This window comes from Corynebacterium sp. MSK074, assembly GCF_030229735.1.
Taxonomy (GTDB): Bacteria; Actinomycetota; Actinomycetes; order Mycobacteriales; family Mycobacteriaceae; genus Corynebacterium.
In genome coordinates, this window is the sequence record NZ_JASPIX010000004.1 from 66,730 (window position 1) to 79,128 (window position 12,399).

A 12,399-nucleotide genomic window follows, 5' to 3' on the forward strand; every position below is an offset into this window, starting at 1 on the left:
CAAAAACTATTTCTGAGGGGATAGCATATCCCAAACATGAGGAATCCCTCTAGTTTTCTTCCAGTGTCAGCAAAAAACGTTTGGCTTCCAGACCGCCCGCATAGCCGCCGAGCCCGCCATCGCTGCGCAGCACACGGTGGCATGGCCGCACGATGAGCAGGGGATTGGCGCCGCACGCACTGCCTACGGCCCGCGTCGCGCCGGGCCGGCCCAGCAGCTTGGCGACGTCGCGGTAGGTGACCGTCTCCCCGTAGCCAATCTCGGCCAGTTGCGCATGCACCGCGGCGCGAAAGTCGGTCGTCGCAGGCGGGTCGAGGGGCAGCTCGAAGGCGCGGCGCTGTCCGGCGAAATACTCCGCGAGCTGTGCCTGGGCGGCGTCGAGCACGTCCGCGCTGCGCTTTTCGACGCCCCCTTCTTCCACACCGCCCACCGCTTCCTGTGGAGTGCTGGCCGCGGTGAATTCGATGCGGGAAAGCCCCCGCGGGCTCGCCTGCAAGCGCAGGGGTCCGAGGGGGCTATCGATGAGGCGGAACATGTTAATTCTGTTCGGCCTCGAGGCGGCGGATGAGGTCTGCCTGGACCTCGCGGCGGCGGATTTTGCCCATCTGGTCCTTGGCCAGCTCCTCAAAATGGTAGAAGGTGCGCGGGACCTTGTAGCGGGTCAGGCGCTCGCGGCAGTAGTCCTTGAGTCCCTCCGGATCCAAGGCGGCGCCATCGGCGAGGTCGAGGCAGGCCACGACGTCCTCGGAGCCGTCCTCGCGCGGGCGGCCGACCACGGCGACGTCATCGATGCTCGGGTGCTCGCGCAGGATTTCTTCCACCTCGCCCGGATACACGTTGAAGCCGCCGGTGATGATGATTTCCTTGATGCGGCTGACCAGGCGGATGAAGCCGTCTTCTTCCATGACGCCCATGTCACCGGTGCGGAACCACTCGCCGTGGAAGGCGGCCTCGGTGGCCTCTTCATTGTTGAGGTAGCCCTTGAAGATCTGCGGACCGCGGGCCAGCACCTCGCCTTCGACGCCGTCCGGCTGGGTCTCGTCCAGGTTATCCGGGTTGGCAATGCGCACCTGGGTATCCGGGAACGGAATGCCCACGTAGCCTGGGCGGCGGTCGGTGCTCATGGGGTTGCCCACGATAATCGGCGAGCACTCGGTGAGGCCATAGCCCTCTACCAAGAGGCCGCCGGTGTAGTTCTCCCACTTGTTAACCGTGTCCGAAGGCAGGGTAGATGCGCCGGAGAAGGCTGCGCGCACACCCTTGATGGGGATTTCCTGATCCTCGGCGGCCTTCACGATGCGCTCGTAGAGCGTCGGCACGCCCGGTACCCAGGTCGGCGTGTGCTTCTTCATCAACTGCATGATGAGCGACATATCTGGCTTGGGCAGGATAACTAGCTCGCCGCCGATGAACTGCGCCAAGGTTACGTTCATGGTCAGGCCATAAGCGTGGAAGAAGGGGAGGGCGGCGAGCATGCGCTCCGGCTTATCGCCCAGGCCAGGAACCCACGCCTTGCCCTGGAGGAGGTTGGCAAAGAGGTTGCCGTGCGAGAGCATGGCGCCCTTCGGGGCGCCGGTGGTGCCAGAGGTGTACATAATCAGCGCGATGGTGTCCTTATCCACGTCCTCCGGCGTGGTGATATCGCTGCCGTCGCCGCCGATGGCGTTGCCCACCAGGGTCTCCCACGGCACGGTATTGGGCGCCGGGGACGATAGCTGCTCGCGCTTGGACTTCAGCGGTGGGATGGGCAGGCGCAGGGCGGCGCGCTGTAAGGTAGGCATGGCGTTGATCATGTTGATGGACACGACCGTTTCCAGGTTGGTGGTCGCGCGCAGCTTCTCCAAGGTCGGGGCTGCCTTATCCCAGGCAATGGCGATGCGCGCGCCGTGATCCTGGAAGAGCCCTTCTAGCTCGTGGGCGGTGTAGAGCGGGTTGTGCAGCACCACCTGGGCGCCCAGCTTCAAGATGGCGTAGAACGCCGCGATGTACTGCGGCGAGTTTGGTGCCACGATGGCTACGCGGTCACCGGGGCGCACACCGAAGGCCTTCAAGCCAGCGGCGGCAGCGCGAACCTGCCGGTCCAGCTCCGCATACGTTTGGGTGCGTCCGAAGAAGTAGGTGGCCGGCTTATCGCCGTTGACCTCAAGATTATTGTCGTAAATGTCCAGCAGCGTGGTCTCGCCATACTCGAGGTGGTGCGGTGTCCATTCCGGGTAGTACTGGCGCCAAGCCTGTGATTCGTATGCGGACAAAACTTTACCTTTCGGTGGCGTAGGTTTCTGGCAGGGGCCAGTATAGCGCCGGTAGAATTGAGCGCCATGCGCATCGCCATGATCTCTATGCATACCTCGCCGATTGAACAGCCCGGCTCGGGGGATGCCGGCGGCATGAACGTCTACGTCCTCAATAGTGCGCGCCAACTGGCCCGCCGGGGAATCGAGGTAGACGTCTATACGCGCGCCACCCGGCCTAGCCAGGGTGAAATCATTGAGGTCGAGCCTGGCCTGCGCGTTATCAATATTGTCGCTGGCCCATACGAGGGCCTAGACAAGGAGGACCTGCCCACCCAGCTGGCCGCTTTCGCGGGCGGCATGGTGCAATTTGCCAAGTGGCAGGGCAAGAAATATGACCTTATTCACTCCCACTATTGGCTCTCTGGTCAGGTGGGCTGGCTACTGCGGGATCTCTGGGGCATCCCGCTCATCCACACGGCCCATACCCTCGCCGCGGTGAAAAACGCCTCTCGGACCGCGGATGACACCTTGGAGTCCGAGGCCCGCCGCATCTGCGAGCAGCAATTAGTGGATAACGCGGACCTGCTCGTGGTCAATACCGAGCAAGAGGCCCGCGACTTAGCCGAGCACTACGACGCCGATTGCGACATCATTCGCGTGGTCTCGCCCGGCGCCGATGTCGAGCTTTTTACCCCAGGTACGGACCGCAATACGGAGCGCTCCCGCCGCGAGCTGGGCATTCCACTGCACACCAAGGTGGTGGCCTTTGTGGGGCGCCTGCAAAAATTCAAGGGCCCAGAGGTCCTCATTCGTGCCACGGCCGAGCTCTTCCGCCGCGAACCGACGCGCAACCTGCGCGTGGTCATCTGTGGTGGCCCGTCGGGGGCCAATACGGCGCCGGAGGCCTATAGGGAGTTGGCGCGTGAGTTGGGCGTCGATAAGCGCGTGCGTTTTTTGGGCGCCCGCCCGCCAGAGGAGCTGGTGGGGGTCTACCGCGCGGCCGATATTGTGGCGGTGCCTAGCTATAACGAGTCCTTCGGCCTGGTGTCGCTGGAGGCCCAGGCCTCGGGCACGCCGGTGGTAGCCGCGGCCGTCGGCGGGCTGCCCATCGCCGTGGCCGAAGGGGAGACCGGCCTGCTGGTGCACTCGCACGACCCGTCCGACTGGGCCGATGCTTTGGCCCGCCTGCTTGACGACGACCCCATGCGCATCGCCATGGGCGAAGCCGCCGTGGCCCACGCCGCGCGCTTTAGCTGGGCCAGCTCCGCCGCCGCGCTCGCAGAAATCTATGACGAGGCCAGCCGCATTGAGGTCCCGGATTGCCATCAACGGCGAGCGATTGGGGATTAAACCCTGACGCCGGTAATAATTTCGTGGCATGCTGGAGGCATGACTAACGGAAAGCTGATTCTTCTTCGCCATGGCCAATCCAAGTGGAACGAGTCCAACCAGTTCACTGGCTGGGTCGATGTAGATCTGACCGAAAAGGGCGAGGCGGAAGCCAAGCGCGGCGGTGAGCTGCTCGCGCAGGAAGGCGTTCTGCCCGATGTCCTCTATACCTCTCTTCTTCGCCGTGCTATCCGCACCGCGAACATCGCTCTCAACGCCGCCGACCGCCACTGGATTCCAGTGGTGCGCGACTGGCGTCTCAACGAGCGCCACTACGGCGCCCTCCAAGGGCTGAACAAGGCCGAGACCAAGGAAGAATACGGTGAGGAAAAGTTCATGGCATGGCGCCGCTCCTATGACACGCGCCCGCCGGAGCTGGCCGATGACTCCGAGTACTCCCAGACCAATGACCCGCGCTACGCAGACCTGGAAAAGGTCCCGCAGACCGAGTGCCTGAAGGACGTCGTCGCCCGCTTCGTTCCGTACTTCGAGGAGGAAATCCTCCCACGCGCCAAGAAGGGCGAGACCGTGCTCATCGCCGCACACGGCAACTCCCTGCGCGCATTGGTCAAGCACCTGGACAATATCTCCGATGATGATATTGCCGGCCTGAATATTCCGACCGGCATCCCGCTGGTGTATGAGATCACCGAGGATGGCTCCGTAGTAAACCCAGGTGGCACCTACCTGGATCCGGAAGCCGCCGCTGCCGGTGCCGCCGCCGTTGCTGCGCAGGGCGGTAAGTAAGAAACTGCGCCACAGTCCCCGGGGAGTATTCCCTGGGGACTTTGTGGTGGATAGGGTAGACACGTGGAATTGATTCTTTCCTTTGCTGCCGGCGTGGTGGCCTGCGGGCTGGCGCTGCCAGCGATTTCTTGGCTGCGCGGGCGCATTGCGCGCTACCGCCAAGCCACCGATGCCGAGGCCAACCAGGTCACGACGGTCAGTCAGGTATTGCATTTGGCCGTGCAAGGCTCGCCGACGGCCCTGGCGGTGCTAGACCGCAGCCAAGAAATCGTCATGTCCAATCCCGCCGCCCACGAGATGTCCCTGGTGCATGATCGCGCCGTGAACCCGGACGTGTGGAAGACCGCGCAAGAGGTCTTCGAGGATAAGGAGACCCGCACCGTCGACCTGGCCATTCCCAAGCGCCGCACGGGCCACCGCGTCACCCAGTTCAAGGCGGTCATTAAGCCGCTTACGCTTAACGACGGCCGCTTTGTCATCATCTACGGCACCGATGAGAGTGAAAACGTCCGCATGGAATCCGCCCGCCGCGACTTCGTGGCAAACGTCTCCCACGAGCTCAAGACCCCCGTCGGCGGCATTGCCCTGCTGGCCGAGGCCTTGCTACAAGACCCCGGTGACCAGGAAACCGTGGAGTACTTTGGCAATAAGGTTTACAAGGAAGCCAACCGCATGGCCGATATGGTCAGCGAGCTTATTTCCCTGTCCAAATTGCAGGGCGCCGAGGCCTTGCCGGAAATGGAACCGTTGGCCGTCGATGACCTCATCGAGGAAGCGCTCTCGCGCAACCAACTGGCTGCGGAGGCTCGCTCCATCGAGCTCAACCGGGGCGCCTCCGTCGGCGTGCAGGTTAAAGGAGATAGGTCCCTGCTGGTTACCGCACTATCTAACCTCATTTCCAACGCGATTAACTATTCGCCGGAGAAGATGCCGGTATCGGTCTCCCAGAAAGTGGTGGACGGCGGGGTTGTGCTCATCCGCGTCACGGACCGCGGCATCGGTATCGCACCGGATGATCAAAAGCGCGTCTTTGAGCGCTTCTTCCGCGTAGACCAAGCCCGGTCGCGGCAGACCGGAGGCACTGGCCTAGGATTAGCAATTGTTAAACACGTGGTGGCCAACCATGGCGGCAACATCAAACTGTGGTCCCGGCCCGGTACGGGTTCTACATTCACCATTGAGTTGCCTATCTACAGGGAAGAAAAGCCAGCGCAGGATGCTGGCATGAAGGATAATGAGAAAAGGGATGCCGTCGACGCGGCGGCGCCTGGGCTCCCGCGTGCAGTAGCACGCGTTGCAGCACGTCGAAAGGATAAAGCACAATGACCACCATCCTCATCGTTGAAGATGAAGAGTCGCTGGCAGATCCGCTGGCATTCCTCCTCCGCAAGGAGGGCTTCGAGCCGATCATCGCGCACGACGGCCCCACCGCGCTGGAAAAGTTTGCCGCTAACGACATCGATATCGTCCTTCTAGACCTCATGCTGCCCGGCATGTCTGGCACCGAGGTATGCAAGCAGCTGCGCACTACCTCTTCCGTGCCGGTCATCATGGTGACCGCGCGCGATTCCGAGATCGACAAGGTCGTCGGCCTCGAGCTCGGTGCCGATGACTACGTGACCAAGCCTTATTCCTCCCGCGAGCTCATCGCGCGTATCCGCGCGGTGCTGCGCCGCGGCCACGATTCCGGCGCCGGAGCCGATACCGAGGCAGAGGAAGAAGTAGCCGATCAGATCCTCGAGGGCGGCCGCGTCAAGATGGACGTGGAACGCCACACCGTTACCGTTGCGGACGAGCCGGTATCCATGCCGCTCAAGGAATTCGACCTCTTGGAGTACCTGCTGCGCAACGCCGGCCGCGTGCTCACCCGTGGCCAGCTCATTGACCGCATCTGGGGTGCCGATTATGTCGGCGATACTAAGACGCTCGACGTCCACGTCAAGCGCCTGCGCTCCAAGATCGAGGAGCAGCCCTCCCGTCCGAAGCACCTGGTTACGGTGCGCGGCCTGGGCTATAAATTCGAGCTCTAGCTCTCCGCCCGCTGGTTTTCTGCCTGTAGGCTCCCGGCCTTCACGCTGGCCGGATGCTGCGTGAGCTGGACGCCGTGCTCGGCCGCCGCGGCGCGTGCCTTGCAGTGCGCGGCCAGAATCTCATAGGACTCTCGGCCCATGAGCGCTACCAGCTCGTCCTCGTGGGATTGCCACATCGGCAGCGGGTTGGCGTGGCAGGCGGCATCGGCCGAGCAATACCAATCAAAGTCTTCGCCGCCATTGCCCCAACCGCGGCGGTCATACTCGCCAATCTGGGTGCGCAAAATCTCCTGGCCATCCGGGCGCTCTTCATAATCCTCGTAGCGGCGCAGCGGTAGCTGCCAGCACACCTCGGGTTTGACCACCGTGAGTTCCTCCCCGGCATCGACAGCCCACTGGTGCAGCGCGCAGCCCGTACCCGTTGTCCAGCCGGCGCGGTTGGCAAAAATGCACGCACCATCCACAATAGGGGTCTTCAGCGCCGGTTCCGGTTCGCCGTCCTCGCCGTCGAGCTCGTCCCATTCCAGCCATGGCTCCAACTCGTCCGTAGCGTCCTGCGCGAGGAACTCATCTACCCCCGCTGGGCGCAGCTGCCAATACTTGGCGGGCATGCGCGAGACGGCGTCGTAAAGCTGGTCGCGGTCTTCCTCATCGGCCATATAGGCGCCATGTACGCAGCAGCCCACCTCGGGCTGGCTCTTATCGATGCCCCGGCATGCCGATGTTCCAAATTGGCAGCTGTAGTGCGATTCCACCCATGTCAGGTCGATGGAAAAGACGTGGTGTGGGTCGTTCGGGTTGGTAAATTCAAACCACTCCCGCGGGAAATCCGGGGCCTCTTCGCGGCCCGCTCTTATCGACGCCGCCGCGGGCGAGCTCGCGGGAAAACCTAGGTATACCGTGTCAGATTTTGGGCGATTCACACCTAACCACGGTAGACCTACTACGCTATTAGTGTGCGATTAGGTGTATTAGACGTCGGAAGCAATACCGTCCACCTCGTTGCGGTCGATGCCGCGACGGGCGGGCGGCCTACTCCGATGAGCGATTGGAAGACCCCGCTCCGGCTGGTAGAACAGCTGGACAAGAAGGGCAACATCCATGAAAAGGGTGTAAAGAAGCTGGTCAGCGCCGTAGCGGAGGCGAGCGAGCTGGGCGATAAGCTGGGCTGCGCTGAATTTATCGCCTTTGCTACCTCGGCGGTGCGCTCCGCGCATAATTCGGAGGCCGTGCTCGATGAGGTGGAAAAGCAGACCGGCGTACGCCTGCAGATTCTCTCTGGCGTGGAAGAAGCCCAGCTGACCTTCCTCTCCGCACGCCGCTGGTACGGCTGGTCCGCCGGGCGTATCACCAACCTAGACATCGGCGGCGGCTCGCTAGAGCTGTCCACCGGTACCGACGAGCACCCCGACCTTGCCTTCTCCCTCGACCTGGGCGCTGGCCGGTTGACCCATAATTGGTTCGACACCGACCCGCCGGAGAAAAAGAAGGTAAGCGCGCTGCGCGATTTTATTGATGCGGAGCTGGAAGACGCCGCCCAGCAGATGAAGGCTATGGGCCCCGCTGGCCTTGCCGTGGGTACCTCCAAAACCTTCCGTACGCTGGCGCGCCTGACCGGTTCCGCCCCTTCATCTGCCGGCCCATACGTCAAGCGCACGTTGACTGCACCGGGTCTGCGCCAGTTGATTTCCTTCATCTCTCGCATGACTGCGGCAGACAGAGCGGACCTAGAAGGTGTAAGTTCTAACCGATCGCACCAAATCGTTGCCGGCGCTCTGGTGGCCGAGGCATCCATGCGAGCCTTGGACATCGAGAAGCTGGAAATCTGCCCATGGGCGCTGCGTGAGGGCGTCATTTTGCGCCGGACCGACAAGGGATTGGAATAGGAAGAGATCATGGCTGACAAGAACAAGTTGACCGTGGCAGAGCTGCTGGCTCGCGATAAAAAGGCCCGCGGCGAGAAGGGCGGCAAGGATGACAAGCGTTCGCGCCGCCACCGCCGCAGCCTCGATGAAGGCGGCATTTCCGTTGCCGAGTTAACCGGCAATCTTAAGAAGGTCGAAGCTTCGCCTACCGAGGCCAAGCACACCTCCGTCTCTATCGACGAGGACGCTCCTGTCATCCGCGCCCCCAAGGCTGCCGACGCGACCGATGCCGACTCCGCAAAGAAGTCCACCGACAAGCCTGCAGCCAAGGCTGCCGCAAAGCCTGCTGCGTCCGCCCCGTCGGCTGCACAGTCCACCGCAAAGAAGCCTGCCGCTGCCGGCGCGGTACAGGAGGCGGCGAAGAAGAAGCAGCCTTCTGCCGATGACACCGCGGTAATCCAGCGCGTGGATAAGGCGAAGGCGGATGACGCCAAGCCTGCCGCGGCGAAGGCCGCAGCAGAGAAGCCGACCGTAGACAAGTCCGGCGCGGACAAGGCCACCGCAGCGAAGCCCGTTGCCGAAAAGCCGAAGGCCGACAAGGGTGCAAAGGCGGCCGGAGCGGGAGCCGCGGCAGCTGGCGCTGGAGCGGCCGCTGCGGCGGCGGTGCCGGCGTCGAAGAAGGCGGGCGTCGCTAAGAGTGCAGAGGAAACCGGCAACCTTCCCAAGGTCGAGGACGACGAAGAGTGGATCGAGGAAGAGCACGAGAAGCTCAACCCAGTGTCCATCCTGCTGATGATTGTCGCGGGCATCCTGCTGGCGATTGTCATCTTCAAGGGCTTTGAGATTCTGTGGGATAGCTTCCCGCGCCTGGTCGTCGCCATCCTCGCGTTGTGCGTCACCGCAATTATGGTGGGCGTGACGCACGCCCTGCGCACCGCGCGCGATGGATTCTCCATGTTCCTGGCCGGCTTTACCGGCCTTATCCTGACCTTCGGCCCGCTGCTGTTGGTGATGCTCTAAGCCCCCGCTTGTCGACGCCCCGGTTACCCCACGTGGTAGCCGGGGTTCCGCATTTTTGGCATGGTGGAGACTATGACAAAGATTGCAATTTTAGGCGGCGGACAAATCGGTGAGGCTTTGACCTCGGGACTCGTAGCATCGGGCTTTGCAGGCTCTGATATCACGGTCACCAACCGCACCGAATCCCGCAGCAAGGAACTTCAGGATACCTATGGCGTCACCACCACCAGCGATAATGCAGCGGCGGTGGACGGCGCGGACTATATCTTCGCGTGCGTGAAGCCCTACGCCATCCTGGATCTGCTCGAAGGCCTTGAGCCGGCCAAGGATGCCGTGGTCGTGTCCATGGCCGCGGGCCTGACGCTAGAGCAGCTGCAGGGTGCGGCGGGCGAAGGCGTGCCGGTGGTGCGCGTTATGCCCAATACCCCCATGTTGGTGCGCCGCGGCATGTGCACCTGCGCGGCCGGTGAGCACGTGAGCGATGCCCAGATGGACGGCGTGCGTGAGCTGCTGGAGGCCGTCGGCGAGGTAGCGGTCATCCCGGAGAAGAATATCGACGCCGCCACCGCACTGGCAGGTTCCTCCCCGGCCTACTTCTTCCTTGTAGCAGAAGCGCTTGTCGACGCCGGCGTACAGCTCGGCCTTCCCCGCGACGTCGCCGAGAAGCTTGCCGCCCAGGCCGCAGCCGGCTCTGGTGAGATGCTGGCTAGCTCCGGCCGCTCGGCCACCCAGCTGCGCGCTGGCGTAACCTCGCCGGGCGGCACCACCGCCGCCGCCGTCCGCGAGCTGGAGGAGTCCGGCTTGCGCGGCGCGTTCTACCGCGCGGCAGAGGCCTGCTCCGATAAGGCCAAGGAGCTCGGCTAGCGCCGCCGTGTGCGACCTCCCCGTGGTGGGGGTGTACCCACCCGGGAGTGTTGGGGCGGGTGTTAAGCAGCGCTTTTAGGGGAAACCCTAATGAATGCTGTGAAAAAATTTGGCACTTGGGTCGCATTAGTCACATGTTTCACGATAGGCTAGGGCAAGCACGTGCGTGAAGTCCTGTGGGAGGGGAAGCCTACAGCGCGTAACGAGCTGAAGGGTTAGATATATATGGCAAATGAAGAAAAGGGAACCTTTCTGACGATCGCGGAGGTCGCCGAGATTATGCGCGTCTCCAAGATGACCGTCTACCGTTTGGTTCACGCAGGCGAAATGCCGGCTGTTCGCGTCGGACGCTCCTTCCGCGTTCACGAGTCTGCCGTCAACGAGTACCTGGAGGCTTCCGTCTACGGAGCCTAGGCTCGCGCCGCACAGACAGCGCCCACCTCTGTTGGCCCTCGTGGCCAGCGGTGGTGGGCGCTGTTGTTTCTCACTGTTGTTGTCGCGGGGCCTTTTTGGTCACGGGCTGGGTGCTGGGTAAGATGGTGTGCATTCGTGTCGGCTCGCTGATGTGGCCCGCGGTCCGTGTGGCCACGGCGGCAAGAGTGCACCTTCGCCGTTTTAGCGCTGACAAGTTTGACAGTACGTACTACACGAAAGTGAGGACTCCATGGGTTCCGTCATTAAGAAGCGCCGCAAGCGCATGTCCAAGAAGAAGCACCGCAAGATGCTGCGCCGCACCCGCGTGCAGCGTCGTAAGCTGGGCAAGTAAACCCCAGCCCGCTTCTTGCCCTCCGCCATTGTGCGGAGGGTTTTTGCATGCTTGCCGACGTCCCCCCAGCGCCCCCTACCGCCCTCGCTATCGCCGGTAGTAGCGCCAGCCGCCATAGGAAAAGGCGGCGGTGGCCAGCGCCGGGAGGCCATAGGTGCGGATGGCGCGGCGCACGGAGCGATAGTCGCGCACGAGCCAGCCGCGGTCGCCAGCGATATCGCGCAGCTTGCGGTCTGGGTTAATGGCCACGGCGGTGCCGACCATGGACAACATGGGCACGTCGTTGGCGGAATCCGAATACGCAGTGCAGCGCGAGAGGTCGAGGCCTTCGATGGTCGCGAGCGCGGCCACGGCGTGCTTTTTGCCGGGCCCATGGAGGATATCGCCGACCAGCCGGCCGGTGAACTTGCCGTCCTTGACCTCCGCGACGGTGCCGAGCGCGCCGGTAAAGCCGAAGCGCCGGGCGAGCACCTGTGCCAGCTGGACCGGCGTGGCGGTGACCAGCCACACCTGCTGGCCGGCGGCTAGGTGCATCTCCGCCAGCTGCGTGGTGCCGGGGTAGGCGCGGCGGGCCAGAGAGGCGTCCACGATTTCTTCGCATAGTTCCACCAGCTCGTCGACGCTGCGGCCTTTGACAAACTCCAGCGCCTGCGCGCGGCCCACGGCCACGTCCTTGGCATTTTCGCTGCCGGAGACGCGGAATTTGAGCTGCTTCCACGCAATCGGGAGGATTTCAGAAAGCCGGAAGTAGCGCTTGCGTGCCAAGCCGAAGGCGAATTCCACGAGGGACGAGCCTTGGATGAGGGTGTTGTCGACGTCGAAAAACGCTGCCGCGCCCACATCTACCGGCACGTCTGGGTCCTGGGCGGTGATGCGCTGGGCGCCAGCCGCATCATAGGAGCCGGTGACCGAGTCCACGCCGGAGGCAAAATCCTCCAGTTCCAGCCCGAATTCCTCCAGCGCCGCGGCGGCCGCGGCCTCGCCTGCGGTGCGCTGCGATTCCTCATCCAGCGGGGCGAGCGCTTGGGTCTCCAAGAAATTACGCAGGTTACCGCGCGAGGCGGTCCAATTGGCCAAGAAGTCGCGGGGGGATTCGGGGAACCCTGGGGGAGTGGTAGCGGACACGAGTGAGACAAACAGCTTTCGCAAACGCGGGGTGGACTAACGTGTCCATAGTAATGGTTTCGACCGCCGCCGTCCTTGTGAGGAGAATATGTCTCAGCATCTCGTCGAGCTCATGGTGCGCACCACCTGCGGTTCTTGCGCACGCGTGAGGGAGCAGATCACCCCCGTCGTCAAGCGGGCAGGCGCGGAGCTTGCCGTGCGTAACGTGGATGAGGACGCGGAGCTGGCCATGGAGTTCGGTGACCGCGTGCCCGTTGTGGTCATCGACGGCGAAGAGTTTGCCTGCTGGGAAGTAGACAACGAGGAGTTAGCGGCCGAGCTGGCCGGTTGATTCGGGATCCGCGACACCGACGGGTAGT

Annotated in this window: 14 protein-coding genes; 10 read left to right on the forward strand and 4 right to left on the reverse strand. The window is 63.2% G+C overall.

The window, feature by feature from the left end; genetic code table 11:
• Positions 1 to 49 precede the first annotated feature (49 nt).
• Both QP965_RS05295 and QP965_RS05300 read right to left on the reverse strand, forming a co-directional pair.
• On the reverse strand, positions 50 to 535 hold the full coding sequence (locus tag QP965_RS05295; RefSeq protein ID WP_284844324.1) for a methylated-DNA--[protein]-cysteine S-methyltransferase: 486 nt from the start codon (positions 533 to 535) through the stop codon (positions 50 to 52).
• A gap of 1 nt (position 536) precedes the next feature.
• A complete protein-coding gene (locus QP965_RS05300) occupies positions 537 to 2,252 on the reverse strand; it encodes a long-chain-fatty-acid--CoA ligase (protein ID WP_284844325.1) in 1,716 nt (571 codons plus the stop codon).
• A gap of 66 nt (positions 2,253 to 2,318) precedes the next feature.
• Between QP965_RS05300 and mshA the strand changes: the two genes are divergently transcribed.
• The 4 genes from mshA to QP965_RS05320 all read left to right on the forward strand — a co-directional run bounded on the left by mshA (position 2,319) and on the right by QP965_RS05320 (position 6,400).
• The gene (mshA, locus tag QP965_RS05305) at positions 2,319 to 3,584 is read left to right on the forward strand and encodes a D-inositol-3-phosphate glycosyltransferase (RefSeq protein ID WP_284844326.1); all 1,266 of its coding nucleotides are present in this window, start codon (positions 2,319 to 2,321) and stop codon (positions 3,582 to 3,584) included.
• 39 nt (positions 3,585 to 3,623) lie between these two features.
• Positions 3,624 to 4,370 carry a phosphoglyceromutase gene (locus tag QP965_RS05310; RefSeq protein ID WP_238800529.1) on the forward strand — a complete coding sequence of 249 codons (747 nt, stop codon included), beginning with the start codon at positions 3,624 to 3,626 and terminating at the stop codon, positions 4,368 to 4,370.
• A 63-nt stretch (positions 4,371 to 4,433) separates the two neighbouring features.
• Positions 4,434 to 5,696: a sensor histidine kinase gene (locus QP965_RS05315; RefSeq protein WP_284844327.1), complete on the forward strand. Its 1,263-nt coding sequence runs from the start codon at positions 4,434 to 4,436 to the stop codon at positions 5,694 to 5,696.
• Positions 5,693 to 6,400 (forward strand): response regulator transcription factor, encoded by a 708-nt coding sequence (locus tag QP965_RS05320; RefSeq protein ID WP_284815386.1) that lies wholly within the window; start codon positions 5,693 to 5,695, stop codon positions 6,398 to 6,400. Before QP965_RS05315 ends, QP965_RS05320 begins: the two co-directional genes overlap by 4 nt.
• Here the strand turns inward: QP965_RS05320 and QP965_RS05325 are convergent.
• On the reverse strand, positions 6,397 to 7,323 hold the full coding sequence (locus QP965_RS05325; protein ID WP_284844328.1) for a DUF3109 family protein: 927 nt from the start codon (positions 7,321 to 7,323) through the stop codon (positions 6,397 to 6,399). The genes QP965_RS05320 and QP965_RS05325 overlap by 4 nt on opposite strands.
• 33 nt (positions 7,324 to 7,356) lie before the next feature.
• Between QP965_RS05325 and QP965_RS05330 the strand changes: the two genes are divergently transcribed.
• The 5 genes from QP965_RS05330 (at position 7,357) to QP965_RS05350 (ending at position 10,915) form a co-directional block, all read left to right on the forward strand.
• Positions 7,357 to 8,286, forward strand: a complete 930-nt coding sequence (locus QP965_RS05330) for a Ppx/GppA family phosphatase (protein WP_284844329.1) — start codon at positions 7,357 to 7,359, stop codon at positions 8,284 to 8,286.
• Between the two features lie 9 nt (positions 8,287 to 8,295).
• Entirely contained in the window at positions 8,296 to 9,285 is a 990-nt protein-coding gene (locus QP965_RS05335) for an Rv0497 family membrane protein (RefSeq protein WP_284844330.1), read from the forward strand.
• Positions 9,286 to 9,357: 72 nt separating this feature from the next.
• Positions 9,358 to 10,149, forward strand: coding sequence for a pyrroline-5-carboxylate reductase (gene proC, locus QP965_RS05340; RefSeq protein WP_284844331.1), 792 nt, complete (start codon positions 9,358 to 9,360; stop codon positions 10,147 to 10,149).
• 225 nt (positions 10,150 to 10,374) lie between these two features.
• Positions 10,375 to 10,563, forward strand: a complete 189-nt coding sequence (locus QP965_RS05345) for a helix-turn-helix domain-containing protein (protein ID WP_005276651.1) — start codon at positions 10,375 to 10,377, stop codon at positions 10,561 to 10,563.
• Between the two features lie 250 nt (positions 10,564 to 10,813).
• The gene (locus QP965_RS05350; RefSeq protein ID WP_003855542.1) at positions 10,814 to 10,915 is read left to right on the forward strand and encodes a 30S ribosomal protein bS22; all 102 of its coding nucleotides are present in this window, start codon (positions 10,814 to 10,816) and stop codon (positions 10,913 to 10,915) included.
• Positions 10,916 to 11,002: 87 nt separating this feature from the next.
• Here the strand turns inward: QP965_RS05350 and QP965_RS05355 are convergent, their stop codons facing one another.
• Entirely contained in the window at positions 11,003 to 12,040 is a 1,038-nt protein-coding gene (locus QP965_RS05355; RefSeq protein WP_284766078.1) for an HAD family hydrolase, read from the reverse strand.
• 88 nt (positions 12,041 to 12,128) lie between these two features.
• Between QP965_RS05355 and QP965_RS05360 the strand changes: the two genes are divergently transcribed.
• Positions 12,129 to 12,371, forward strand: coding sequence for a glutaredoxin family protein (locus tag QP965_RS05360; RefSeq protein ID WP_198492452.1), 243 nt, complete (start codon positions 12,129 to 12,131; stop codon positions 12,369 to 12,371).
• Positions 12,372 to 12,399 lie beyond the last annotated feature (28 nt).